The organism is Candidatus Poriferisocius sp., assembly GCF_965204145.1.
GTDB lineage: Bacteria > Actinomycetota > Acidimicrobiia > Acidimicrobiales > Bin134 > Poriferisocius.
The window spans coordinates 3,271,631-3,295,000 of the sequence record NZ_OZ241977.1; the positions used below are offsets into that span (position 1 = coordinate 3,271,631).

Below are 23,370 nucleotides of genomic sequence, written 5' to 3' on the forward strand. Positions count from 1 at the left end.
ATAACCCGGCGGGAGCCAGTACGGCTCAGAAGGTGATCGCAGCGGCGACTTCGGTGGCGATGGATTCGGCGATCTCTGGGGTCTCGGCTTCGACCATTATGCGGATGACCGGCTCGGTGCCAGAGGGACGGACCAGGATTCGGCCGCTTTCGCCGAGGGCTTCCTCGGCGTCGGCCACGGCGGCCGACATGCGGTCTTGGTCGATGGAGTCGGGGTCGACGACCACGTTGTGGAGCACCTGGGGCATTTTGGTCATGGCCTCAGCGGCCAAGTCGTGCAGCGGCAATCCTCGGCGGGCAACAACGTCCAAGAGTTGCAAGGCGGTGACCAGGCCGTCGCCGGTGGTGGCCAAAGAGGGGAAGATCACATGGCCCGACTGCTCTCCTCCTAGGCCCCAATCGCGGTCTTGGAGGGCAGACCACACGTGGCGGTCACCCACCGGGGTGGTTACCACGTTGATGCCCCGTTGAGCCATGGCACGATGGAAGCCCAGGTTGGTCATCACCGTCACCACCACGGTGTTGTCTGGCAGCCGACCTTGTTCGTGGCGGTCGATTGCGCAAATGGCGATGATCTGGTCGCCATCAACAAGGTCGCCGTAGTGGTCCACCGCCAGCACCCGGTCGGCATCACCGTCGAAGGTGAGCCCCAAGTCGGCGCCTTGGCTGCGGACCACCTGGGCCACTGCTTCTGGATGGGTTGAGCCGCACCGATGATTGATGTTTCGGCCATTGGGTTCGGAGTTGATAACTGTGGTGGCCACTCTGTGGGCGCGTAACGGCCCAGGGAGGGTGGTAGTGGCTGACCCATGGGCCGCGTCCACCACCACGGTGAGGTTTCCCCCGTCAAAATCAGCAGTGTTGGCCACTGCGTCCTGATATTCCTGCAACAGCCTCGAACCATCGGAAGTTCGCCGGGGGGTGCCAAGGGAGGGCACTGCGCTGCGGTTGGGGTCGCCCACGGTGGACTCCAAGGCGGCCTGGACCTCGTCATCGAGCTTTCGGCCCTCAGGGCCGAAGAGCTTGATGCCGTTGTCATACCACGGATTGTGCGATGCCGAGACCATGGCGCCCGGGGTGCGGGCTTTTGCCGCCGCCCAGGCCACCGCGGGAGTGGGGGCCACTCCCATGTCAATGGTGGAAACTCCGACCGAGCTGAAGCCAGCGGCTAATGCGGCGGCGAATTCAGGGCTGGAGTCCCGGGTATCACGGCCGATGACCACTGGGCCGGCCGGGGTGAGGACTTCCGCAGCTGCTTGGGCCAGTCGGACGACGTCGTCGGGAAGGAGCTCTTCGTAGGCTCGACCCCGAACCCCGTCGGTTCCGAAGCGCAGCACTGGACTCAGCCCCTGAGTAGCAGACCTCTGGCAATCTGGCTTAGCGCTTCGAGTACTGAGGTGCCTTGCGGGCTTTTTTCAGGCCGTACTTCTTGGATTCCTTCTTGCGATCGTCGCGGGTGAGGAATCCTTCCTGTTTGAGGGCATCCCGCAATTCCGGATTCATTGCCACCAACCCACGGGCGATACCCAAGCGCAGGGCTCCGGCCTGGCCGTTGGCGCCGCCACCGTGCATGTTCACGTCGATGTCGTACGCCTCGGCGGTGTTGGTGAGCCGGAGGGGCTCCATGAAGGCCATTCGGTGGCTGCGGGAGGGGAAGTAGTCCTCAGCTTTGCGGCCGTTGACAGTCACCTGGCCGGTGCCGTAGCTGAATCGGACACGGGCAACCGCTCGCTTGCGCCGTCCGGTGGCCTGGGTTAGGGGTGCGGTCATCAAGAGTCTCCGATGTGGGATCGAGCCCCGGCAATCTCCAAAGGCTGGGGCTGCTGGGCTTGGTGGGGGTGGAGCGGCCCGGCGTAGACCTTGAGCTTGCGGAGCATCTGGCGGCCCAAGCGGTTCTTGGGGAGCATCCCCTTCACGGTCCGGCGCACGGCCTCGGCGGGTTGGGTCTCCAGCAGATGGCCGTAGCTGATGGTGTGCAGGCCGCCGGGGAAGCCAGAGTGGCTGTATACCTGCTTGTCGGTGGCCTTGCGGCCGGTGAGCACCACCTTGTCGGCGTTCACGATGATCACGTGGTCGCCGTTGTCGATGTGGGGAGTGAAGTCGGGCTTGTGCTTGCCCCGGAGCACGCGGGCCACTTCAGTGGCCATTCGACCGAGGACGAGGCCGTCGGCGTCAACGACGTGCCACGCGCGTTCGATGTCTTTGATTTTCGGGGAGTAAGTGGGCATCGGCTTTCCTTCAGATGCGATCCCGGGAAAGGCAATGATACGGCCCGAATCGGGGGAGTGACAACTGCCCCAGCCAGTGCCTCGGCCAACGATTCACGGGTAGGAGACCGACCACAGGCAGAGCCCGTGGGGCGGGGCCAGGTTGGGGGCACCGGAACGGTCTTTGGCGGCCAAAATGGCGGCCAGGGCCTCGGGAGGACGCCGCCCGGCGCCGATGTCTACCAAGGTGCCGGTGATGGAGCGCACCATCTGATGACAGAAGGAGGAGGCTTCGATTTCGAAGCGCAGCAGGTCTTGCTCGGCTGCGTGCCACGAGGCCCGGAAGACGACGCGCACTCGTGATTTCTCCAAACCGTCGGCGGTGTGCTGCCGACGGCAGAATGACGAGAAGTCGTGCTCGCCCACGATGGCGGTGGCTGCGGCGTTCATGACGTCGACGTCGAGCCCGCGGGAACAGTGCCATGCGGTGGCGGCCAAGAAGGGATCGGGCACCTCTCGGTCCAACACGGTGTAGTGGTAGGTGCGGCTGGTGGCGTCGAACCGGGCGTCGAATTCCTCCGGCGCGGCCTCCACGTCGCGCACCGCGATGGCCGGAGCCAGCATGCGGTTCACCGCGGTGCGAACAGCCAGCAGATCGACGTCGTCTGGGGCGGAAAAGCTCACCACCTGTCCCCGGGCATGGACCCCGGTGTCGGTGCGGCCCGCGCAGGTCAGCTCGACCGGTTGGCGCAGGCAGCGGGAAAGGGCGTCTGTGAGGTCGCCCCCCACCGTGCGAACCCCTTCGTTGACGGCAAACCCGTGGAACGGCCCGCCGTTGTAGGCGACCGTGGCGCGGACTCGCACGGTTGCCGAGTAACTAGACCAGCTCGATGCGGGCCATGGGGGCGTTGTCGCCGTGGCGAGGCCCCAGCTTCAGGATGCGGGTGTAGCCGCCGGGCCGGTTGGCGTAGCGGGGGCCGATGTCGACCATGAGCTTGTCGGTGATCTCCGGATCGCCCAACTGGGCCAAGATCTGACGGTGGTTGTGCCGCCCGCCCTTCTTCGCTTTGGTGATGAGCTTCTCGGCCACCGGACGCATGGCCTTGGCCTTGGCCTCAGTGGTGGTGATTCCCTCAGCCGCGATCAGGGAAGCGACCAGGTTGGCCATCATCAGCTTCTGGTGCTGCGAGCTGCCGCCGAAGCGCCGCCCCTTGCGTGGTTGTCCGGGCATGCCATCCCCTCTTTTACGAACGGGGGCCGGCCAGCGCGAGGCCGCGTTCGTCGAGCTTCTCGTTCACCTCGTCCAGCGACTTCTGGCCGAAGTTGGTGATGGCCAGCAGCTCGTCCTCGGTGCGGGCCAGCAATTCGCCGATCATGTTGATCTGCGCCCGCTTGAGGCAGTTGCGGGGCCGCTCAGACAGCTCGAGGTCTTCGATGGGCAGGTCGAGGTCGGGGGCGCCGGCCGGGGCGCTGCCCGCCTCCGCCATGCTCAAGCCCTGGGGCTCATCGCTCATTTCCTCGACGAGTTGCACGAGGGTGCGCAAGGTGGCGCCGGCGGAGGCCAGCGCTTCTTGAGGAGTGATGGAGCTGTCGGTCTCGATGTCCAGCACAAGGCGGTCGAACTCCGTGGACTGCTCCACTCGGGTGGGCTCCACGTTGTAGGCCACCCGGCGCACGGGGGAGAAGATGGAGTCGATCGGAATCACGCCGATGGTGGAGTCCACTTTGTTGACCTCGGCTGAAACGTAGCCCCGGCCCTGGGCGACGGTGATGTCCATGGCCAGACGGGCCTTGTCGTTCAACCGGGCGATGACCAGCTCAGGGTTCAAAATCTCGACATCGGGGTTGACCGCCAAGCTGGCTCCGGTGACCTCGCCCGGCCCCCGCTGGTCGATGCGGAGTTCAACTGGCTCCTCGCTGTGGCACCGCAGTACGAGATCCTTCAGGTTCAACATGATGTCGGTCACGTCCTCGGCCACACCGGTGATCGTGTCGAACTCGTGGAGGGCATCGTCGAATCGGGCCCGGATCACCGCGGCGCCCGGTATCGACGACAGCAGGGCTCGGCGCAGGGAGTTGCCGAGCGTGTGTCCGAAGCCAGGCTCCAGCGGGCCGATGGCGAACTTCTGGCGGTTGTCTTCGAGCTCGGTAACCGACTCGACAGTGGGTCGTTGCATTACCAGCATGTTCCGGCTCCCTCAGTTCTTGGAATGGTGATGGTCAACTTGATTGAAAGGTCTTCGTGGGAGGCAAGAGGCAGCGCGGCCTACTTGCTGTAGAGCTCGACGATGAGCTGTTCTCGAACCGGCACATCGATCTGCTCTCGCAGGGGGGCATCTCGTACGGTGGCTTCGAAGCCGTCGTCGGCCCGGCTCAACCAGGCGGGCGGTTCCCGGTCGAGAACATCCAGGTTCCACCCCACTACGATCATCTCCCGAGCTTTGTCCCGCAGCGAGATCACATCGTCTTTGCGAAGCCGGTAGCTGGGGATATTCACCCGTCTTCCGTTCACGTTGATGTGTCCGTGGGAGACGAGCTGGCGGGCCTGAGGTCGGGTGGCGCCCCACCCGAGGCGGTACACCACGTTGTCGAGGCGCAGCTCCAAGAATCGCAGCATGTTCTCGCCGGTGACCCCCTTGTGGCGGGCCGCCTCCTTGAAGACGTTGCGGAACTGGCGCTCGTTGAGCCCGTAGGTGTAGCGGGCCTTCTGCTTCTCCTGAAGCTGGAGCAGGTATTCCGATACGTTGCCCCGCCGGCGGGACCGTCCGTGCTCGCCCGGGGGGTAGGGGCGACGTTCTAGGGCGATGGTCTCGCCCTTGGTGCCCCAGACGTTCACGCCGAGGCGTCGGGAAACCCGCGATCGCGGACCGGTATAGCGAGACATGTCAGACCCTCCGCCGCTTGGCCGGGCGGCAGCCGTTGTGGGGAATGGGGGTGACGTCTTTGATGCCGGTGATCTCGATGCCCACCCCCTGGAGCGAGCGAATGGCGGTCTCGCGACCCGAGCCCGGTCCGCGGACATGTACGTCCACCTTGCGGATACCGTGCTCCATGGCCTTGCGCCCCGCCTGCTCGGCGGCCATTTGCGCGGCGAATGGGGTGGACTTGCGGGACCCCTTGAAGCCGACGTTGCCGGCCGATGCCCAGGAGATGACGTTCCCCTGTTGGTCGGCGATGGTCACGATGGTGTTGTTGAAGGAGCTCTTGATGTGGGCCACCCCGTAGGAGATGTTCTTGCGCTCCCGGCGGCGGGGCCGACGCCCTCCGGCTGATGGCTTTGCCATTAGCGGTACATCCTTTCCTGCTTCACTTCTTCATCACCTTCTTCTTTCCGGCCACGGTCTTCTTCGGCCCCTTGCGGGTGCGAGCGTTGGTGTGGGTGCGCTGGCCGCGCACGGGAAGCCCCCGTCGGTGGCGCAGGCCCTGGTAGCAGCCGATCTCCATCTTGCGCTTGACGTCCTGGCTGGTCTCCCGGCGAAGGTCGCCCTCCACCCGAAGGTTGCTCTCGATGAAATTGCGCAGCCGGGCTACCTCTTCATCGGTGAGATCGCGCAGCCGGGTGCTCTCGTCAACGTCGGTTTCAGCGCATACCTGGCGGGCCAGGGTTGGCCCGATGCCGTAGATGTAGGTCAGAGAGACGACGGTGCGCTTCTCCCTCGGGATGTCGACGCCGGCGATACGGGCCATCGCTCAGCCCTGCCTCTGCTTGTGGCGAGGGTTGGTGCAGATCACCCGCACGCGCCCGTGTCGGCGTATGACCCTGCACTTGTCGCAGATTTTCTTCACACTGGGGCGGACTTTCACGGTGTGCCTTTCGATGATCCGTTGTGCCCTTCGGCTGCTGTTGTTGTGGCTATTTGTACCGGTAGGTGATCCGGCCCCGTTGAAGGTCGTAGGGGGTCAATTCCACTTGGACCCGGTCGCCGGGGAGAATCCTGATGTAGTGCATCCGCATCTTGCCGGAGATGTGGGTCAGCACCTTGTGCCCGTTCTCGAGTTCTACTCGGAACATGGCGTTGGGAAGAGACTCGGTAACTGTCCCTTCCATGATGATGGCGTCTTCCTTGTTCTTCGCCAAGGGCGACCTCTCCTGACGTCTTGACAAGCTGGTGCGGCGAACCGCGCGAATAGCGGCCCACTAGGTGAGCCGAATAGCCATGCTATACGGCGCTTTCGACAGGGACAAACCGGCTGATGGGCGGAAATGTCCTAGAGAGCGCTGATGACATCGGTCAGGCGGGCAAACACCTCTTTTTCGGTCCCCATCCCGTTGACTACGGATAGACGTCCCCGCTCTTCGAACCAGGCCAGCAGCGGAGCGGTCTCGGCCTCGTACAGCTCCAGCCGGCGGGAAATAGCCTCTTCGGTGTCGTCGTCCCGGCCTCGAGCCAGCATTCGCTCGGTGACCTCGGCAATGGGAACGTCCAAGTTGACGGCCAGGTCGGGGCCGGTGCCCCCCAGAATCCTCGCAAGGGCGTCGGCCTGGGCGGTGGTGCGGGGAAAGCCATCGAGCAGCACCCCGTGGGCCTGGATGTCGTCGGCGGCCAGCCGCTCGTCCACGATGCCGATCATGATGTCGTCGCCGACCAGGTTGCCGGCGTCCATTACTGCTTTGGCCCGAATCCCCAGCTCGGTGCCCGCGGCCACGGCGGCCCGCAGCATGTCGCCGGTGGAGACGTGGACCACCCCGTAGCGCTCGGCCAGCAGCGCGGCCTGGGTTCCCTTGCCTGAGCCCTGGCGGCCCAGTATGACCAGCACCAAGGGCATTACTTCAAGAAGCCCTCGTAATTTCTCATCATGAGCTGGCTGTCGATCTGCTTCATGGTCTCGAGGGCCACGCCCACGGCGATCAGCACGGAGATGCCGCTGAAGCTGTACGCCGTCGCGCTCCGGCTGTCGATGTACTGGGAGAGAGCGATGGCGGGGATGACGGCCACCGCGGCGATGAACAGCGCTCCGGGCAGTGTGATGCGGGACAGGATGCGGCCGAGGTAGCGCTCGGTTTGGCGGCCGGGTCGGATGCCCGGAATGAACCCGCCCTGCTTGCGAATCTGGTCGGCCTGCTTGACCGGGTCGAAGGTGATGGCGGTGTAGAAGTAGGCGAAGCCCACGATCATCAGGGCGAAGACGATCAAGTACACCGTGTCGGCTGGGTCGCCCAAGTGGACGTTCACCCAGTTCTGCACGCTCTCCCCCCAGGTGTTGTGGTCGGGGTTGGAGTCCGAGGGCAGCACCGCGGCGAGCAGGATGGGCAGGTAGAGAACCGAGCTGGCGAAGATGATGGGGATCACGCCGGACTGGTTCACCTTCAGCGGGATGTAGGTGCTCTGGCCGCCGGCCATGCGACGGCCCACCACCCGTTTGGCGAACTGCACCGGGATCTGGCGCTGGCCGTTCTCCACGAACACGATGGCCACTAAGAGCACCAGGTACATGAGGGCGATGACGAACACCGCGCCCCACCCCTCCGACGCCTTCACCAGTGAGAACTGGTTGGGGATGGTGGACACCACCGAGGCGAAGATGATCAGCGACATGCCGTTGCCGATGCCCTTTTGGGTGATGAGCTCGCCCATCCACATCAACAGCGCAGTGCCGGCGGTGAGGGTGAGCACCACTAGGAACACCCGGGGGGCGGTGAAGTTGGGCAGCAGGTCGATGGCTTGGTTGGCGTTGCCGCCAGTGAGGCTCAAGCCGCCCCCGCCGTTGTGGAACAGGAAGGAGAACGAGGTGGCCTGGATGATGGCGATGGCGATCGTCAGATAACGGGTCCACTGAGTGATCTTGCGCTGGCCCACCGCCCCCTGGTTCTGCCATTGCTCGATGCGGGGGATCACCACGCCCAGCACCTGCATGATGATCGACGCGGTGATATAGGGGAAGATGCCCAGGGCGAAGATGGCGAACTGCGACAGGGCGCCGCCGGAGAAGAAGTTCAACAGCCCGGTGACCCCGCCGGCGTCGGCCTGGTTGCGGAGCTGATCGACGGCGTCGAGGTCGACGCCGGGGGAGGGAATGGCGACGCCCAAGCGGAAGATCACCAGCATCGACAGGGTGAACAGGATCTTGTTCCGCAGGTCGGCGACCCGGAACATATTGGCAATCCTGGTGAGCACGGCGACTCCTACTCCTGCGACCTCGTCGGGCTTCGCCTAGCGGTTGGTAAGGGCGTTGCCCTTGGCCGGTGGCCGCCCGGTGAAGGGCTTGGGCAACACCTCTACGCTACCGCCTGCGGCCTCGATGGCTGCTTTCGCCGACTCAGAGAAACCGTGAGCCTTGACGGTGACGGCCCGGGTCAGCTCGCCGCGGCCGAGGACTTTGGCCAAGGCGCCCTTGTGCAGAAGCCCTCGCTCGTGAAGCACCTCGGGGGTGATCTCGTTCAGCTCGGTGGCCTCGATGACGTCGAGGTTGATGGCCTGGTACTCCACTCGGAAGGGGTTCTTGAACCCGCGCAGTTTGGGCACCCGACGGGCCAGCGGCATCTGGCCGCCCTCGAACCCGACGGGGATCTTGCTGCGGGCCCGCTGTCCCTTGGTTCCCCGGCCTGCTGTCTTGCCGCCTTTGCCGGCGATTCCCCGAGCTTTGCGCTGGGGCCGCTTGCGGGATCCCGGGGCTGGTTTCAGATCATGGACCTTCATGACTCGTCGGTCTCCTCCCAGGAGATCAGGTGGGACACCTTGTCGATCATCCCCCTGATCTCAGGGGCATCCGGCAGGGTGTTGGTCTGGCCGATGCCGCGCAGGCCCAAGGCCCGCAGCGTGCCCCGCTGCTTGGGCCGGGTACCGATCTGAGACCGGATCTGGGTGACCTTGATCGCCATGGCGGCTACTCCTCGTCGTCCTCGACGGGGGCAGCGGCCGACAGGCGCTCAGACTCCCGGTAGGCCGCCAGCAGCCCGGCGGGCACGAACTCATCGGCGGGGATGCCCCGGTGGCGGGCAACCTCGTCGGGCCGCTTGAGGGCCTTCAGCCCGGCGATGGTGGCCCGAGCCACGTTGATGTGGTTGGGCGAGCCCAGCGACTTGCACAGCACGTCGCCGATCCCGGCCTCTTCGAGGATGGCCCGAGCAGCGCCACCGGCGATCACGCCGGTACCGGGCGCCGCGGGCTTGAGCAGCACCCGACCCGCGCCCATCTCCCCGACAACCGGGTGGGTAATGGTGGATGCGGCCAGCGGAACCCGGAACAGGTTGCGCCGGGCCTCCTCGGTGCCTTTTTGAATGGCCAAGGGAACCTCCTTGGCCTTGCCGTAGCCCAATCCGACACGGCCTGCCCCGTCGCCGATCACCACCAGCGCGGTGAAGGAGAAGCGGCGCCCGCCCTTGACCACCTTGGCCACCCGGTTGATGTTGATCACCCGGGAGTCGCGTAGCTGGCCGTCGGGCGTCGGGGTCGGTGTTGAGGTTGAAGTATCGGTCATCAGAACTCCAGTCCAGCTTCACGGGCCGAGTCGGCCAGGGCGGCGACTCGTCCGTGGTAGCGGAAGCCGCCCCGGTCGAAGACGACCGCGGTGATGTTCTTGTCCTTGGCCCGCTCGGCGATGAGCTTGCCCACCGCAGCGGCCCCGGCCACGTTTCCGGTAGGGCCGGATCGCAAGTCGGCCTCGGTGGTGGAGGCCGAAACAAGGGTGTGGCCCGCGGTGTCGTCGATGAGCTGGGCGATGATGTGGCGGTTGGACCGGTAGACGGCCAGGCGAGGGCGCTCGGCGGTGCCCCGGATCTTTTTCCGAACCCGGCGATGGCGCCGGACCCGGCTCTCGTGTTTGTGCTTGACGCTGCTCATGACTCTTCCCGTGTCCTACTTCGCGGCCTTACCGGCCTTGCGGATGATCCGCTCGCCGGCGTAGCGGATGCCTTTGCCCCGATAGGGCTCGGGCTTGCGGATGGCCCGGATGTCGGCGGCCACTTGGCCCACCGCCTGCTTGTCGATCCCCAGCACATGGATGCTCGTCTGGTTGGGCACTTCGAATGTGACGCCGTCGGGGGCCTCGACGTGTACCGGATGGCTGAAGCCCAGTTGCAACTCGATCTTGCTGTTGCCCTGGGCGATGGCCCGGTAGCCCACTCCCACGATCTCCAGCTCTTTGCGGTATCCCTCGCTGACGCCGGTGACCATGTTGGCCAGAAGCGAGCGGCTCAACCCGTGGAGCGCCTTGGTGTTGCGCTGCTCGTCGGTCCGCTCAACGACAACGGAGCCGTCTTCGATCCGGGCCGAGATCACCTCGGGGAGGTCGTGCTCCAGCGTGCCGCGGCTGCCGGTGACGGTAACGTGGGCGCCGTCGATGGCAACGTCCACGCCGTCTGGCACCGGGATCGGGTTCTTTCCGACTCGTGACACGGCAGGCCTCCTACCAGACCACGCAGACGACCTCGCCGCCCATGCGGCGGCGGCGGGCCTCGCGGTCGCTCATCAGGCCCTTGCTGGTGGACACGATGGCCACACCCAGGCCTCCGAGGACGCGAGGGATCTTGTCCGACTTGGAGTACACCCGCAGGCCGGGCTTGGACACTCGAGTGATGCCGGAGATGACCCGCTCTCGCTGGTCGGAGTACTTCATGTCGATGGTGAGGGTCTGCCCGGGGCCGGATTTGGCCTCAGCGACGGCGAAGTTGCTGATGTAACCCTCCTGCTTGAGGACGTCGGCCAGCGCGACCTTCAATTTGGAAGACGGCATCGTCACTTCGTCGCGCATCGCGGTGTTGGCGTTGCGGATGCGGGTCAACATGTCGGCGATGGGATCGGTCATAGTCACAGTCGCATCACCTCACCAGCTCATAGGGGTGGATCATCGCTTCAATCACCTCACCAGCTCGCCTTGGTCAGGCCGGGGATCTCGCCGGCGTGGGCCAGCTCCCTCAGACACACTCGGCACAAGCCGAACTTGCGGTACACGGCCCGGGGCCGGCCGCAGCGTCGGCAGCGGGTGTAGGCCCGCACCTTGAACTTCGGTGTCCGCTGTTGCTTTTGGATAAGCGCCTTTTTTGCCATTGAGTTACTGTCCCTCGGCTTGGAATGGGAACGAGAAGGCCTCGAGCAGTGCCCGGCCCTCCTCGTCGGTGGTTGCGGTTGTGACGATCGTGATGTCCATGCCCCTGATGACGTCGATGGAGTCGTAGTCGACCTCGGGGAAGATGAGCTGCTCGGTGACTCCGAAGGAATAGTTGCCGTTCCCGTCGAAGGAGCGGGGCGACAACCCCCGGAAGTCCCGGATGCGGGGGATGGCCAAGTTGATGAGGCGATCTAGGAATTCCCACATGCGAGGCCCCCTCAAGGTGACCTTGGCCCCGATGGGGTTCCCCTCGCGGATTTTGAAGTTGGCGATGGACTTCTTGGCCCGAGTGATGACCGGACGCTGACCGGCGATGGTGGTCAAGTCGGCCACCGCGCCATCGAGAAGCTTGGCTTGAGCCACGGCTTCGCCAACGCCCATGTTCACGACGATTTTCTCGAAGCGAGGCACCTGCATGATGTTGTCCAGCCCCAGATGCTCCTTGAGCTGGTCTCGGATCTCTTCCCGGTACAGGGTTTGCAGTCGGGGGGTGGTCGCGGTGGCAGCCATCACAGATCAACTCCCGTGCGGCGGCAGACGCGGATCTTTCGGCCATCGGTGTCGAACCGGTATCCCACCCGGGTGGGTCGGCCGTCGGCCGGACTGATGACGGCCACGTTGGAAGCCTTGATGGGCATCTCTTTGTCGATGATCCCGGTCTGCATGATCCCCTGGCGAGGACCCTGGTGCTTGGTGGCGATGTTCACGCCGTCGACGATCACCGTTTCCTCGGTCGGGAAGGCGAACATGACCTCGCCTTCCTTGCCCCGGTCCTTCCCGCTGAGCACCCTGACCCGATCTCCCTTGCGGACCTTCATGGCGGCTACAGCACCTCCGGTGCGAGCGACACGATGCGCATGAAGCGCTTGTCGCGCAGTTCCCGACCCACCGGGCCGAAAATGCGAGTTCCCCGAGGCTGCTGCTGCTCGTTGATGAGCACGGCAGCGTTCTCGTCGAAGCGGATGTAGGAGCCGTCTTTGCGGCGCTTCTCTTTCTTGGCCCGGACCAGAACGCAGCGAACTACTTCGCCCTTGCGGACTGCGGCACCGGGCATGGCGTCTTTGACGGTGGCCACGAACACATCGCCGATGGTGGCGTAGCGCTTGCGGGACGACCCCAGCACGCGAATGCACAGCACCTCTTTGGCGCCGGAGTTGTCGGCCACCTTGACCCGGGTCTCTTGTTGGATCATCGGGCACGCTCCACGATCTCCAGCAGCCGCCACCGCTTGTTCTTGGACAGTGGGCGGGTTTCCTGCACCCGGACCCTGTCGCCCACCGCGAGCTGGTTGGACTCGTCGTGGACGTACAGGCGGGTATTGCGCTGCACGGTCTTGTTGTAACGGCGATGGCGGACGCGATCGGTGGAAACCACCACCGCGGTCTTGTCCATGGACACTGACGTCACCATCCCCTCCCGCACCTTGCGGCGGTTGGGCCGGGTTTCGGTCTGCGTCTCAGTTGTCGGGTCAGCTGTCATGGCTGCCTCACTCGTTTCAACGTTGGGGTCAGCCATTGCCGGCCTCCTGCATTTGGGCTTCAAGCGCCTCAGCGGCTTGGATCTCCCGCATCCGCAGCTCGGTGATGGCCCGGGCCACTTCCTTTTTGGCCTGCTTGAGGCGGGCGGTGTTGTCCAGCCGCCCGGTGACGATTTGGAAGCGAAGCTTGAACACTTCTTCTTTGGCCTCGTCCAGTTGCTCGACGAGATCGGCGTCGCTCAGGTTCTGCCAGTTGGTCTTGCGAGCCATGGGGATCAACCCTCCTGGCGCTCGACGAACCGAGCTTTGATCGGGAGCTTCTGGATTCCCCGCTCGATGGCCGTCCGGGCCACCTCGCGGTCGTGATAGGACAGCTCGAACAGGATGCGGCCGGGCTTGACCACCGCCACCCAGCGCTCGGGGTTGCCCTTGCCCGAGCCCATGCGGGTCTCGGCTGGCTTCTCGGTGACCGGCTTGTCGGGGAAGATGTTGATCCACACCTTGCCGCCCCGGCGGATGTGACGGGTGATGGCGATACGGGTGGCCTCAATCTGGCGCGCGGTGATCCATCCCGGCTCGAGGGCCTTGATTCCGTACTCGCCGAAGGTCACGGTGGTACCGCCCTTGGCGGTGCCCTTGGTCCGGCCTCGATGATGCTTGCGGTGCTTGACCTTCTTGGGCATCAACATGGTTCGACCTGGCCTTTGCGGAGTCGGATGGTCGTGGGCGTCATCATGGCAATCAGTCGGCGTCGCCCGGCCGGAAGTGCGGCGTCTCGCGGTGCTCGCGGGTGGAGCGGAGGATGTCCTCTTCTTCCTCGAGCAGCTTTTCGAACTCAGGATCGGCTTCTTTGATCAAGGGTGCGGGCTCTTCGGTCTCATCGGGACGCTCGAGATCGCCCTGGCGCCGAGCCGCCGCTGAAGACACCACGGCCCGGGGCTTTTGGGTTCCGGATGCCTCGCCCACTGCCATCGCTGCCTCTCGGCTGATCTTGTCCTCGGCCTGGGTCTTGTAGGGGAGGATGTCGCCCTTGTAGATCCACACCTTCACCCCGATGCGGCCGTAGGTGGTGTGGGCCTCCCGGAATCCATAGTCGATGTCGGCCCGGAGGGTGTGCAGGGGAACCCGGCCCTCTCGGTACCACTCGGTGCGGGCCATCTCCGAGCCGCCCAAACGGCCCGAGCACTGCACCCGGATGCCGAGAGCGCCGGCCTTCTGGGCGTTTTGGACCGCCCGCTTCATGGCCCGGCGGAAGGCCACCCGGTTGGCCAGCTGGTCGGCCACCCCCTGGGAGATGAGCGCGGCGTCCAGCTCGGGCTGCTTGATCTCCTGGATATTGAGCTGCACCCGATTGTTGCCGGTGATCTTGGCCAGGCCGTTGCGGAGCCGGTCGGCTTCGCTGCCCCGGCGCCCGATGACGATTCCCGGCCGGGCGGTGTGGACGTCCACTCGGAGCCGGTCGCGGGTGCGTTCGATCTCGATGCGGCTGATGGCGGCGTGGGGGAGTTCCGACATCAGGTAATCGCGCACCTTCCAGTCTTCGATGATGAAGTCGCCGTATTCCCGACGGTTGGCGAACCAGCGCGACTTCCAGTCGGTGGTGACCCCGAGTCGGAACCCGTAAGGATTGATCTTCTGGCCCATCAGGATTCCTTCTCGTCGTCTTCTTCGGCGTCGGCTTCGTCTACTGCGGCGGTCTCGTCGATATCGTCGTCGGTCGCTTCTTCGACGGCGTCTTCGACATCGTCCTCAAGGACCTCGTCTTGCAGACCCTCTTCGAAGGCTTCGATGTCGTCCTCGTCGTGGTCCTGCTCCTCGGCCCGGGCCGCGTCGCGCTCCCGGCTGGCTGCTACTCGCCGTCGTCGGGCTTCGGCGGCCGAGCTGCGCCGGCCAGAGCCCTTGAGGGCCATGCGAGCGTCGATGGCGGCCAGCTCCTCGTCGGTGTAGCGGGCCACCACCACGGTGATGTGGCAGGTTCGCTTGCGGATGCGGGTGGCCCGACCCCGGGCCCGCGGCCGCCAGCGTTTCAGCGTGGGGCCCTCGTCGGCGTAGCAGGCGGCGATGAACAACTCCTCGCCGTCGAGCTCGTCGTTGTGCTCGGCGTTGGCCACCGCGGAGTCGAGGCACTTGGCGATCGTGTCGGAGATGCGCCGCTCAGAGAAAGTCAGAATCTCCCGAGCCTCCGAATACGACTTCCCTCGCACCAAGTCGAGCACTTCCCGGGCCTTGAAGGCCGACGAGCGCACATACTTGGCCACGGCCCGGCTGCCCGGGCGGGTCTCGTTGTCCACGGTGATCACAGCCATCAGCGACGGGCTCCCCGTTCTTGGCCAGCGTGGGCCCGGAACGTGCGGGTGGGGGCGAATTCGCCCAGCTTGTGGCCCACCATCGACTCGGTGATGTACACCGGCACATGCTTGCGCCCATCGTGGACCGCGATGGTGTGGCCCACCATGTCGGGAATGATGGTGGAGCGGCGGGACCAAGTTCGGATGACCTGCTTGTTGTTCTGATCGTTGAGCGCATCGACCTTGCGCAACAGGTGGCCGTCGACGAACGGGCCTTTCTTCAAACTTCTGGGCATGGGCAATCCCCCTAGCGACGCCCGCCGCGGGTGCGGCGCCGTCGGACGATCATCTGCTGTGACTTCTTCTTCTTATTGCGGGTGCGGCCCTCGGCCTTGCCCCACGGCGACACCGGGTGGCGTCCACCGGATGACTTGCCCTCGCCGCCGCCCAAGGGGTGGTCCACTGGGTTCATGGCCACGCCCCGAGTCTGGGGCCGCACGCCCTTCCAGCGGGATCGGCCAGCTTTGCCCAGCTTGATGAGCTCGGCTTCGGCGTTGCCCACCGATCCCACCGTGGCCCGGCAGTCGATGGGCACTCGGCGCATCTCGGTGCTGGGCAGCCGGATAGTGGCGAAGCTTCCCTCTTTGGCCACGAGCTGCGCGCTGGCTCCGGCCGAGCGGGCCATGCGGGCACCGCCGCCCGGCTTCAGCTCCACGGCATGGACCGTGGTGCCCACCGGGATATAGCGCAGCGGCAGGGCATTGCCCGGCCTGATCTCCGAGCCGGGTCCGTTCTGAAGGACGTCGCCCACGCCGACGCCGTCCGGGGCCAGGATGTAGCGCTTCTCCCCGTCGTGGAAGTGCAGCAACAGGATGCGGCAGTTGCGGTTGGGGTCGTATTCCACCGAGGCCACCGTGGCCGGAACGCCGTCTTTGGCCCGCTTGAAGTCGATGACGCGGTAGCGCTGCTTGTGGCCACCGCCCCGATGGCGGGAGGTTTTGCGGCCGTGGTTGTTGCGCCCACCGGTTGAGGTCTTCTTGGCGACCAGCGACTTCTCTGGCTTGGTGGCGGTGATGCCGGAGAAGTCGGACACCGTCTGAAAGCGTCGGCCGGGGCTGGTGGGGTTTCGTCTACGTACTGCCATGATGTGCCTCAGACGTCGAACAACTCGATCTCATCGCCCTCGGCCAGGGTGACCAACGCCCGTTTGGTGTCGGGTTTGCGGCCGTAGGAGAGGTTGCGCCGGTTGCGGCGGCGCTTGCCCTTGCGGTTCATGGTGTTGATTTTGAGAACGGTGACATCGAACAGCGACTCGATGGCGTCCTTGATCTCTGGTTTGGAGGCGCTGGGGTGAACTTGGAAGGTGTAGACGTTGGTCTCCAGCAGCTCGTAGGACTTTTCCGAGACCACTGGGGCCAGCACCACATCACGGGGGTCTTTCATGATTCATCCCCTTCGTCAGCGGCTTCGGTCTCGGCTGGCGCGGTGGAGGGCAGGGTGTCGAGGGTGAACACGACCACATCGGACACCAATACGTCGTAGGCGTTCAGCTCTTCGGGGCTGATGAGATGAACCTGGGGGAGGTTGGCGAAGCTCTTCCACACTTCTCGCTCATCGCGTTGGACCACCAGAAGGACCCGGCCCTCGGCCTTCAAAGCCGCGAGCGCCGCGATCGCGTCCTTGGTGCGGGGGGACTCGAACCGCCAGCGGTCGACCACGACAACCTTCTCGTCGCGAGCCCGATCAGACAACGCCGACCGCAGGGCTAAGCGAACCATCTTCTTCGGGGTGCGCTGGCGATAGCTCCGAGGCTTGGGTCCGAGGGCCACGCCCCCTCCTCGCCACTGCGGATTGCGGGTCGAGCCGTGGCGGGCCCGGCCGGTGCCCTTCTGGCGCCACGGCTTGCCGCCACCGCCTCTGACCTCAGATCTGGTCTTGGTGCTCTGGGTGCCCCGGCGCCGGGCCGCCAACTGGGCGGTGACCACTTGGTGCATGACGAATACGTTGGGCTCGATGCCGAATACCTCGGGGTCTAGGTCCACCGACCCGGTTTTCCGCCCAGAGGAGGGGTTGCGAACGGTGACAGTGGTCATTTCGCCCCGTTCTTCACCGCGCTGCGAATCAGCACGGTGGATCCTCGACGACCGGGTACCGAGCCCTTCAGCAGGATCAGATCGTTCTCGGTGTCCACCCTCACCACCTGGAGGTTCAGCGTGGTGACCTTCTCGGCGCCGGCTCGTCCTGGCATCTTCTTGCCTCGGAAGATTCTCGAGGGCGTGGCGCACTGGCCGACGGCGCCGGGCTTGCGATGGACCTTGTGGGCCCCGTGGCTGGCTTTTTGGCCGCTGAAGTTGTGCCGCTTCATGACCCCGGAGAAGCCCTTGCCCTTGCTGACGCCAGTGACGTCCACCCGCTCGCCGCCGTCAAACACGTCGACGCTGATCTCCTGGCCGGCTTCATAGGCGCCCACGTCGTCGATGCGCAGTTCCACCAGCTTGCGACCGGGAGCAACGCCGGCTTTATCCAAATGGCCGCGTTCTGGCTGGGTCAGCCGGTCGGGGCTCTGGGTTCCAAAGGTCACCTGGAGGGCGGAATAGCCATCGGTCTCCGGCCGCTTGACCTGCACAATTCGGCAGGGTTCCACCCGCAGCACGGTGACGGGGACGACGCGGTCGTCCTCGTCCCACACCTGGGTCATTCCTATCTTTTCGCCGACAATCGCCTTGGCAACCATCGCGACCCTGCCTTCACGCGAACGCTCCGCACGGGTGCAGACCCAGTGGGTGGGACTTACCGGCGGAGCGGGCTTCGGTTGTGCCGTCCGGTTCCCGGAGCAGGGTGATTGCACCTTGCAGGCCTAGACGGACGTCGTTTGACACGAACAGTGCCGACCGGAGCCGGCACGAAACAAAAAGGATAGCGGTTGCTGGAGCAATGGCCAAATCCCCGATTGGGCAAAAGGCGAGGGTTAGCGTGAAAACGTGGACGACGTTTCGTCCGAAGAGACACCGTCCCGGAAGGTTCCGCCGTGGCTGTTTCGCGCCATCCTGACTGGCGCGGCGGCTCTCGGCGGGCTGTACGTGCTGGGATGGCTGATCGAAGAGCTCAAAACGCTGATCGTGATCGTGCTGGTGTCGTTTTTTGTCTCGTTCGCGCTGGAGCCTGCGGTGAACCGAATGGAGCGGATGGGCATTCGCCGGGGCCTGGGTACCGGGATCATGTTCTTGGCGCTCTTGGCCGCGTTGGGCTTGTTTCTGTGGGCCATCGGCGCAGTTCTGGCCGACCAGATCGGCGAGTTCGCCGACGATGCTCCCGGCTACATCAACGACATCGAGAACTGGCTGGAGGACGCGTTCGACATTGAGGTCGACGCCCAAGGGCTGCTTGATGAGTTCCAAGAGGGCGGGGCGGTGGCCAATCTGGCCACTCGGCTGGCCGACAATTTGATCAATCTGGGCGCCACGGTGCTGCAAGTGCTGTTCCAGATTCTGACCATCGTGCTGTTCACCTTCTATCTGGTTGCTGAGGGGCCCAAGCTGCGGCGCAATATCTGCTCCCTGCTGCCCCCCGAGCGTCAGCGTCAAGTGCTGAACATCTGGGATCTGGCCATCGACAAAACCGGGGGCTACATCTACAGCCGACTCATCTTGGCGGTGGTCTCGTTCTTGGTCCACTGGCTGGTGTTCTGGCTGGTGGGGGCGCCGTTCCCTGTCCCCATGGCGCTGTGGGTGGGGCTGGTTTCGCAGTTCGTCCCGGTCATCGGCACCTATATCGCCGGAGCGCTGCCGGTGCTGATTGGGCTGTTGGACAAGCCATCGACCGGGCTGGCCATCCTGATTGCCATCGTGGTCTACCAACAGGTGGAGAACTACCTGCTCCAGCCCAAGGTGACTGCCCACACCATGGAAATCCACGTCACCGTGGCTTTCGGCGCGGTGATCGCCGGAAGCCTGCTACTGGGGGCCGTGGGGGCGTTGCTGGCTCTACCGGCCGCCGCCACTATCCAGGCCTTTCTGTCCAGCTACCTCGAACGACAGGAGGTGGTGCAGGAGCTCGAAGACGCCGAGGCAGCCCAGCATCCCGATCGCGATCCCTTCAGCCAGCGGATCCGCAGGGTCCTCCGCCGAGAGGTCAAGTCCTGAGCAGAGGTCAGGAACAGGCGCTCAGTGCGGCGTCGTAGTCGGGCTCGGTGGCGATGGCGCCCACCAGCTCGGTGTGGGCCACGGTGCCGTCGGGGCTGATGACCACCACAGCCCGGGCCGTGAGTCCGGACAGGGGGCCGTCGACCATCTCCACGCCGTAGTCGTCCAAGAACTCCCGGTTGCGGAAGATGGAGCCGATGGTCACGTTCTCGATGCCCTCGGCGCCGCAGAAGCGGGCGCCGGCGAAGGGCAGGTCCATCGAGGCGCAGACCACGGTGGTGTTGTCAAGGGCGGCGGCCCGCTCGTTGAAGGCCCGCACGCTGGCCTGGCACACGCCGGTGTCGATGCTGGGGAAGATGTTCAGCACTACGTTGCGGCCAGCCAGGCTCCCCAGCGTGACGGGGGACAGATCGCCCCCGGTAAGGGTGAATCCCGGTGCCGCCGACCCCACCGCGGGGAGGTCGCCGCCGGTGTTGACTGTCATGTCTTTGAATGTGGTTTGGCCCATAGCCGTTTTGTAGCACCCCCGCCGGTTGATTCTGTTGCCGAGGAGGGAATTCTCCGCTTTAGCAGAGGCCCAATCGCTCCGCGCGGGAGAGGTTCTGTCGGGCAGTGAGGAGGTGGGCGTGGTCGATGAGGCGGCCTTCGTGGCGGAAGGCGCCGATGCCTTGGATATCGGCTTCTTCGACAGCGGCGATGAGACGGCGCCAGGCGGCGATGTCCTCGGGGGTGGGGGAGAAGATCTGGTTGACGATCGGGATGTGGCTGGGGTGGATGATCATCATCCCCTCGTAGCCGAATTGTCGGGTCTGTTGGGCGAAGTGAGTGAGGCCGTCGAGATCGTCGATGGTGCCCCAGAGGCCCGAAAGGGGGTTGGGCACTCCGGCCGATCGCACATCGATGAGCACTTTTTGGCGCAGATAGAGGGTCTCTGTCCCCTCAGGAGTCCATTCGTAGCCTATTGATCGGGCCAGATCGCCTTGGCGAGACGTGGCACCGCCCATATAGGCCACCCGGTCGGACGCAGTGGCCAGCTCATAGGCCCGTTGCACGGCGGAGGCGGTTTCCACCAGCGGCATGATCCGGGCATCGGTGCTTTTCAGGGCGGAGTCGGTGGCTGCCACTTCCTCGGGTCCAGTGACTTGGGGCAGCATCACCGCGGTGAGCGATGGATGCAGACAGGCGTCCAGATCAGAGGCGAAATCAACAGTGCCGACTGCCGAAACCCTCACGAACACTGCGGGTTGATCTGGTGTGTGAGATTCCAGCGCGTGACAGACGTTGGCCCGGGCCTCGCCAGCCGTTCCCCGGGTGATAGCGCTTTCCAGGTCGAACACCACCCCGTCGGCGTCGGAGGCCAGTGCCTTTTGCATCCGGTCGGCCCGGTTGGCCGGCACGAACAACAGGCTGCGGATCGGCGGCGGGTCGCTTTGCATCTCAGCCGCGATTCAGATTCCCTCAGCCTCGACCTCTTCGCGGCTGACGCCCAACACGAACAGCACGGCGTCGAGGTAGGGAACGCTCACCGCGGTGTCCACTGCCTGGCGGACCTTGGGCTTGGCGTTGAAGGCGATGCCCAGCCCGGCGGCGGTGAGCATGTCGATGTCGTTGGCACCATCGCCCACTGCCACCACCTGCTCGGGGGACACGCCCTCAGCAGCGGCAATCTCGTGGAGGATCTCCGCTTTGCGGGCTCGGTCCACGATCGGGCCCTCCAGGTTTCCGGTCAGCTTGCCGCCCACCATCTCCAACGTGTTGGCGAAGGCGTAGTCGAGTTCGAAGCTCTGCTTCAGCCGGTTGCAAAAACGGGTGAAGCCGCCGCTGACAATGGCGATGGTGAAGCCCAGCCGTTGAAGGGTCATGACAAAGGTGCGGGCTCCGGGGGTAAGCGTCACCTGGTCCCACACTCGCTCCAGCGCGGCCTCGTCCAAACCGGCCAAAAGACGGACTCGCTCCCGGAGCGAGGTCTCGAAGTCGATTTCTCCCCGCATGGCCTGTTCGGTCAGCTTCCGGCATACCTCCTCGCAGCCGGCCTCGGCGGCCAAAAGGTCGATCATCTCGTCTTGGATGAGGGTGGAGTCCACGTCGAGCAGAGCCACACGCATGGCCCTGCGGGCCAGACCTTCTCGCTGGATGGCCACGTCGAATTCGGGGTTGGCACCAGCCACCGACAACAGGTTGTGGCGGATGACATCGGCTTCGCCCCCCTCAACCACCAGTTCGTAGCTGTAGATGGGGTAGCGGGAGAGGCGCACGATGCGTTTGATGTTCCCGCCCCCGTCGGCGATGGCAGTGGCGGTGGTGGCCAGCATCTCCGGGGTCAGCTCCCGGCCCAGCACGGTCACCGCATGGGCATCGGCATGGGCGGAGGGTGTGGGATCGACAACGTCGAACTCCACGGTGACCCGCTGCTCCCAGCCGAAAAGGAGGAGGTCTTTGAGCAGGTCCTGGCCTCGGGGCACCTCCATGACGATTCCCAGGGCCAGTTGGCGGCGGATGACGTTCTGCTCGACATCTTGGATTCGAGCCCCGCCGTGGGTGAGCACGTTGAGCAGGGCCGCGAAAAGGCCGGGCCGGTCGGGTCCGGAGACCCTCAGCAGGATGACTTGATGGGGGGCCATGGCTTACCCGGACTCGGTCCGTCGCCCCGGCATTGCTGCTCTAGTTCGGCCTCAGCCGTGTTGGAGCTTGATCTCGATGTCGACGCCCGCGGGCAGGTCCAGCCGTTGCAGCGAGTCCACGGTCTTGGGACCGGGATCCACGATGTCGAGCAAGCGCTTGTGGATGCGTATTTCGAAGTGCTCGCGGCTGTCCTTGTCCTTGTGGGGTGACCGGATCACGGTGAAGCGGTGTTTCTCGGTGGGCAGCGGAACAGGGCCCCGCAGATCGGCCTGGGTGCGCTTGACCGTCTCCACAATCTTCTTCGTGGACTGGTCGATGATCTCGTGATCGTAGGCCTTCAGCCGAATGCGAATCTTCTGTCCTGCGGCCATGAGAGCTACTTGACGATCTTGGTGACGGTGCCCGCGCCCACGGTGCGGCCGCCCTCGCGGATGGCGAAGCGCAGGCCCTCGTCCATGGCGATCGGGGCGATCAGGTCCACGACCATCTCGGTGTTGTCGCCGGGCATGCACATCTCGGTGCCTTCGGGCAGGGCGATGGTGCCGGTGACGTCGGTGGTGCGGAAGTAGAACTGGGGCCGGTAGTTGCTGAAGAACGGCTTGTGGCGCCCGCCTTCTTCCTTGGTCAGCACGTAGACCTGGGCTTCGAAGTTGGTATGGGGGGTGATGGATCCGGGCTTGGCCAGCACCTGGCCCCGCTGGACCTCGTCCTTGTCGGTGCCCCGCAGCAGAGCGCCGATGTTGTCGCCGGCGCGGCCCTCGTCGAGCAGCTTGCGGAACATCTCCACTCCGGTACACACCGTCTCCTCGGTGTCCCGGATGCCGACGATCTCCACCTTGTCGCCGGTGTTGACGATGCCCTGCTCCACCCGACCGGTGACCACGGTGCCCCGTCCGGTGATGGAGAACACGTCTTCGATGGGCATCAGGAAGGGCTTGTCCACATCCCGTTCGGGCTCCTCGATGTAGGAGTCCACCTGCTCCATCAGGTCGATCACCTGCTGGGCGGCGTCGCCGTCGCCGTCGAGCGCCTTGAGGGCGGACACCGGGATCACGGGGATGTCATCGCCGGGGAAGTCGTATTCGCTGAGCAGCTCGCGGACCTCGAGTTCGACCAGCTCCAGAAGCTCATCGTCGTCGACCATGTCGACCTTGTTCAGGGCCACCACGATGGCGGGCACGCCCACCTGGCGGGCCAACAGCACGTGCTCCCGAGTCTGGGGCATGGGGCCGTCGGCGGCCGACACCACCAATATGGCGCCGTCAACCTGGGCGGCGCCGGTGATCATGTTCTTGATGTAGTCGGCGTGGCCGGGCATGTCGACGTGGGCGTAGTGGCGGTTCCCTGTCTCGTACTCCACGTGGGCCACGTTGATGGTGATGCCCCGCTCCCGCTCCTCGGGAGCCTTGTCGATGTTGTCGAACTCGGTGAACTGCGTGGTGGTGGGATCGGCCTCTGACAGCACCTTGGTGATCGCCGCGGTGAGGGTTGTCTTGCCGTGGTCGATGTGGCCCATCGTGCCCACGTTCAAGTGCGGCTTGGTGCGCTCGAATGTTTCTTTAGCCATTTTTCATCCTCCGAAAACGG

General features: G+C 65.0%; 38 protein-coding genes and 1 pseudogene. 1 reads left to right on the forward strand and 38 read right to left on the reverse strand.

Annotation, left to right across the window (positions count from 1 at the left end; genetic code table 11):
• Positions 1-25: 25 nt before the first annotated feature.
• From glmM to rplC, 33 genes and pseudogenes are all read right to left on the reverse strand, one after another.
• The gene (gene glmM / locus ACOGI7_RS15230) at positions 26-1,336 is read right to left on the reverse strand and encodes a phosphoglucosamine mutase (protein WP_419849592.1); all 1,311 of its coding nucleotides are present in this window, start codon (positions 1,334-1,336) and stop codon (positions 26-28) included.
• Positions 1,337-1,376: 40 nt separating this feature from the next.
• Positions 1,377-1,790 carry a 30S ribosomal protein S9 gene (gene rpsI, locus ACOGI7_RS15235; protein ID WP_419851529.1) on the reverse strand — a complete coding sequence of 138 codons (414 nt, stop codon included), beginning with the start codon at positions 1,788-1,790 and terminating at the stop codon, positions 1,377-1,379.
• Positions 1,769-2,227 (reverse strand): 50S ribosomal protein L13, encoded by a 459-nt coding sequence (gene rplM, locus ACOGI7_RS15240; RefSeq protein WP_419849593.1) that lies wholly within the window; start codon positions 2,225-2,227, stop codon positions 1,769-1,771. Before rplM ends, rpsI begins: the two co-directional genes overlap by 22 nt.
• Positions 2,228-2,320: 93 nt before the next feature.
• Entirely contained in the window at positions 2,321-3,070 is a 750-nt protein-coding gene (gene truA, locus ACOGI7_RS15245) for a tRNA pseudouridine(38-40) synthase TruA (protein ID WP_419849594.1), read from the reverse strand.
• 13 nt (positions 3,071-3,083) lie between these two features.
• Complete coding sequence (gene rplQ / locus ACOGI7_RS15250; RefSeq protein WP_419849595.1) at positions 3,084-3,437, reverse strand: 50S ribosomal protein L17; 354 nt, start codon at positions 3,435-3,437, stop codon at positions 3,084-3,086.
• Between the two features lie 13 nt (positions 3,438-3,450).
• Positions 3,451-4,392 carry a DNA-directed RNA polymerase subunit alpha gene (locus ACOGI7_RS15255; protein WP_419849596.1) on the reverse strand — a complete coding sequence of 314 codons (942 nt, stop codon included), beginning with the start codon at positions 4,390-4,392 and terminating at the stop codon, positions 3,451-3,453.
• Positions 4,393-4,472: 80 nt separating this feature from the next.
• Positions 4,473-5,090: a 30S ribosomal protein S4 gene (rpsD, locus tag ACOGI7_RS15260; protein WP_419849597.1), complete on the reverse strand. Its 618-nt coding sequence runs from the start codon at positions 5,088-5,090 to the stop codon at positions 4,473-4,475.
• Position 5,091: 1 nt separating this feature from the next.
• A complete protein-coding gene (gene rpsK, locus ACOGI7_RS15265; protein WP_419849598.1) occupies positions 5,092-5,490 on the reverse strand; it encodes a 30S ribosomal protein S11 in 399 nt (132 codons plus the stop codon).
• 22 nt (positions 5,491-5,512) lie between these two features.
• Positions 5,513-5,893 (reverse strand): 30S ribosomal protein S13, encoded by a 381-nt coding sequence (gene rpsM / locus ACOGI7_RS15270; protein WP_419849599.1) that lies wholly within the window; start codon positions 5,891-5,893, stop codon positions 5,513-5,515.
• Between the two features lie 3 nt (positions 5,894-5,896).
• A complete protein-coding gene (gene rpmJ / locus ACOGI7_RS15275) occupies positions 5,897-6,010 on the reverse strand; it encodes a 50S ribosomal protein L36 (RefSeq protein ID WP_419849600.1) in 114 nt (37 codons plus the stop codon).
• 49 nt (positions 6,011-6,059) lie between these two features.
• Positions 6,060-6,284, reverse strand: a complete 225-nt coding sequence (gene infA / locus ACOGI7_RS15280; RefSeq protein WP_419845009.1) for a translation initiation factor IF-1 — start codon at positions 6,282-6,284, stop codon at positions 6,060-6,062.
• A gap of 131 nt (positions 6,285-6,415) precedes the next feature.
• Positions 6,416-6,973, reverse strand: a complete 558-nt coding sequence (locus ACOGI7_RS15285) for an adenylate kinase (RefSeq protein ID WP_419849601.1) — start codon at positions 6,971-6,973, stop codon at positions 6,416-6,418.
• Positions 6,973-8,322, reverse strand: coding sequence for a preprotein translocase subunit SecY (gene secY / locus ACOGI7_RS15290; protein ID WP_419849602.1), 1,350 nt, complete (start codon positions 8,320-8,322; stop codon positions 6,973-6,975). Before secY ends, ACOGI7_RS15285 begins: the two co-directional genes overlap by 1 nt.
• A gap of 36 nt (positions 8,323-8,358) precedes the next feature.
• Positions 8,359-8,844: a 50S ribosomal protein L15 gene (gene rplO / locus ACOGI7_RS15295; protein WP_419849603.1), complete on the reverse strand. Its 486-nt coding sequence runs from the start codon at positions 8,842-8,844 to the stop codon at positions 8,359-8,361.
• Positions 8,841-9,026 carry a 50S ribosomal protein L30 gene (rpmD, locus tag ACOGI7_RS15300; RefSeq protein WP_419849604.1) on the reverse strand — a complete coding sequence of 62 codons (186 nt, stop codon included), beginning with the start codon at positions 9,024-9,026 and terminating at the stop codon, positions 8,841-8,843. Before rpmD ends, rplO begins: the two co-directional genes overlap by 4 nt.
• 5 nt (positions 9,027-9,031) lie before the next feature.
• A pseudogene (rpsE, locus tag ACOGI7_RS15305) lies at positions 9,032-9,565 on the reverse strand (30S ribosomal protein S5); the annotation flags it as partial.
• A gap of 59 nt (positions 9,566-9,624) precedes the next feature.
• The gene (gene rplR / locus ACOGI7_RS15310) at positions 9,625-9,987 is read right to left on the reverse strand and encodes a 50S ribosomal protein L18 (RefSeq protein WP_419849605.1); all 363 of its coding nucleotides are present in this window, start codon (positions 9,985-9,987) and stop codon (positions 9,625-9,627) included.
• Positions 9,988-10,002: 15 nt separating this feature from the next.
• On the reverse strand, positions 10,003-10,542 hold the full coding sequence (rplF, locus tag ACOGI7_RS15315) for a 50S ribosomal protein L6 (protein ID WP_419849606.1): 540 nt from the start codon (positions 10,540-10,542) through the stop codon (positions 10,003-10,005).
• A 10-nt stretch (positions 10,543-10,552) separates the two neighbouring features.
• Positions 10,553-10,957 (reverse strand): 30S ribosomal protein S8, encoded by a 405-nt coding sequence (gene rpsH, locus ACOGI7_RS15320; RefSeq protein ID WP_419849607.1) that lies wholly within the window; start codon positions 10,955-10,957, stop codon positions 10,553-10,555.
• A gap of 50 nt (positions 10,958-11,007) precedes the next feature.
• Complete coding sequence (locus tag ACOGI7_RS15325) at positions 11,008-11,193, reverse strand: type Z 30S ribosomal protein S14 (RefSeq protein WP_419849608.1); 186 nt, start codon at positions 11,191-11,193, stop codon at positions 11,008-11,010.
• A gap of 4 nt (positions 11,194-11,197) precedes the next feature.
• Positions 11,198-11,764, reverse strand: a complete 567-nt coding sequence (gene rplE / locus ACOGI7_RS15330; protein WP_419849609.1) for a 50S ribosomal protein L5 — start codon at positions 11,762-11,764, stop codon at positions 11,198-11,200.
• Positions 11,764-12,072, reverse strand: coding sequence for a 50S ribosomal protein L24 (gene rplX / locus ACOGI7_RS15335; protein WP_419849610.1), 309 nt, complete (start codon positions 12,070-12,072; stop codon positions 11,764-11,766). The genes rplE and rplX overlap by 1 nt, the downstream gene beginning before the upstream one ends.
• Positions 12,073-12,077: 5 nt before the next feature.
• The gene (gene rplN / locus ACOGI7_RS15340; RefSeq protein ID WP_419849611.1) at positions 12,078-12,446 is read right to left on the reverse strand and encodes a 50S ribosomal protein L14; all 369 of its coding nucleotides are present in this window, start codon (positions 12,444-12,446) and stop codon (positions 12,078-12,080) included.
• Positions 12,443-12,733 (reverse strand): 30S ribosomal protein S17, encoded by a 291-nt coding sequence (gene rpsQ, locus ACOGI7_RS15345; RefSeq protein WP_419851530.1) that lies wholly within the window; start codon positions 12,731-12,733, stop codon positions 12,443-12,445. Before rpsQ ends, rplN begins: the two co-directional genes overlap by 4 nt.
• A 28-nt stretch (positions 12,734-12,761) precedes the next feature.
• A complete protein-coding gene (gene rpmC / locus ACOGI7_RS15350) occupies positions 12,762-13,001 on the reverse strand; it encodes a 50S ribosomal protein L29 (protein WP_419849612.1) in 240 nt (79 codons plus the stop codon).
• Positions 13,002-13,006: 5 nt separating this feature from the next.
• Positions 13,007-13,420 (reverse strand): 50S ribosomal protein L16, encoded by a 414-nt coding sequence (rplP, locus tag ACOGI7_RS15355; RefSeq protein ID WP_419849613.1) that lies wholly within the window; start codon positions 13,418-13,420, stop codon positions 13,007-13,009.
• 52 nt (positions 13,421-13,472) lie between these two features.
• Positions 13,473-14,375: a 30S ribosomal protein S3 gene (gene rpsC / locus ACOGI7_RS15360; RefSeq protein WP_419849614.1), complete on the reverse strand. Its 903-nt coding sequence runs from the start codon at positions 14,373-14,375 to the stop codon at positions 13,473-13,475.
• Complete coding sequence (rplV, locus tag ACOGI7_RS15365) at positions 14,375-15,037, reverse strand: 50S ribosomal protein L22 (protein ID WP_419849615.1); 663 nt, start codon at positions 15,035-15,037, stop codon at positions 14,375-14,377. Before rplV ends, rpsC begins: the two co-directional genes overlap by 1 nt.
• A complete protein-coding gene (gene rpsS / locus ACOGI7_RS15370; protein WP_419849616.1) occupies positions 15,037-15,315 on the reverse strand; it encodes a 30S ribosomal protein S19 in 279 nt (92 codons plus the stop codon). The genes rplV and rpsS overlap by 1 nt, the downstream gene beginning before the upstream one ends.
• Positions 15,316-15,326: 11 nt before the next feature.
• Positions 15,327-16,163 carry a 50S ribosomal protein L2 gene (rplB, locus tag ACOGI7_RS15375; protein WP_419849617.1) on the reverse strand — a complete coding sequence of 279 codons (837 nt, stop codon included), beginning with the start codon at positions 16,161-16,163 and terminating at the stop codon, positions 15,327-15,329.
• Between the two features lie 8 nt (positions 16,164-16,171).
• Positions 16,172-16,462, reverse strand: a complete 291-nt coding sequence (gene rplW, locus ACOGI7_RS15380) for a 50S ribosomal protein L23 (protein WP_419849618.1) — start codon at positions 16,460-16,462, stop codon at positions 16,172-16,174.
• Positions 16,459-17,112: a 50S ribosomal protein L4 gene (gene rplD / locus ACOGI7_RS15385; RefSeq protein ID WP_419849619.1), complete on the reverse strand. Its 654-nt coding sequence runs from the start codon at positions 17,110-17,112 to the stop codon at positions 16,459-16,461. The genes rplW and rplD overlap by 4 nt, the downstream gene beginning before the upstream one ends.
• A complete protein-coding gene (gene rplC, locus ACOGI7_RS15390; RefSeq protein ID WP_419849620.1) occupies positions 17,109-17,717 on the reverse strand; it encodes a 50S ribosomal protein L3 in 609 nt (202 codons plus the stop codon). The genes rplD and rplC overlap by 4 nt, the downstream gene beginning before the upstream one ends.
• A gap of 283 nt (positions 17,718-18,000) precedes the next feature.
• Between rplC and ACOGI7_RS15395 the strand changes: the two genes are divergently transcribed.
• A complete protein-coding gene (locus ACOGI7_RS15395; protein ID WP_419849621.1) occupies positions 18,001-19,161 on the forward strand; it encodes an AI-2E family transporter in 1,161 nt (386 codons plus the stop codon).
• A gap of 7 nt (positions 19,162-19,168) precedes the next feature.
• Here the strand turns inward: ACOGI7_RS15395 and tpx are convergent, their stop codons facing one another.
• From tpx to tuf, 5 genes are read right to left on the reverse strand one after another with little or no spacing between them, the layout of a single operon-like run.
• A complete protein-coding gene (gene tpx, locus ACOGI7_RS15400) occupies positions 19,169-19,669 on the reverse strand; it encodes a thiol peroxidase (protein WP_419849622.1) in 501 nt (166 codons plus the stop codon).
• A gap of 58 nt (positions 19,670-19,727) precedes the next feature.
• Entirely contained in the window at positions 19,728-20,597 is an 870-nt protein-coding gene (locus ACOGI7_RS15405) for an HpcH/HpaI aldolase/citrate lyase family protein (RefSeq protein ID WP_419849623.1), read from the reverse strand.
• 12 nt (positions 20,598-20,609) lie between these two features.
• On the reverse strand, positions 20,610-21,782 hold the full coding sequence (gene serB, locus ACOGI7_RS15410) for a phosphoserine phosphatase SerB (protein WP_419849624.1): 1,173 nt from the start codon (positions 21,780-21,782) through the stop codon (positions 20,610-20,612).
• Between the two features lie 51 nt (positions 21,783-21,833).
• Positions 21,834-22,154, reverse strand: coding sequence for a 30S ribosomal protein S10 (rpsJ, locus tag ACOGI7_RS15415; RefSeq protein ID WP_419845036.1), 321 nt, complete (start codon positions 22,152-22,154; stop codon positions 21,834-21,836).
• A gap of 5 nt (positions 22,155-22,159) precedes the next feature.
• Positions 22,160-23,350 (reverse strand): elongation factor Tu, encoded by a 1,191-nt coding sequence (gene tuf / locus ACOGI7_RS15420; RefSeq protein WP_419849625.1) that lies wholly within the window; start codon positions 23,348-23,350, stop codon positions 22,160-22,162.
• Between the last annotated feature and the right edge of the window lie 20 nt (positions 23,351-23,370).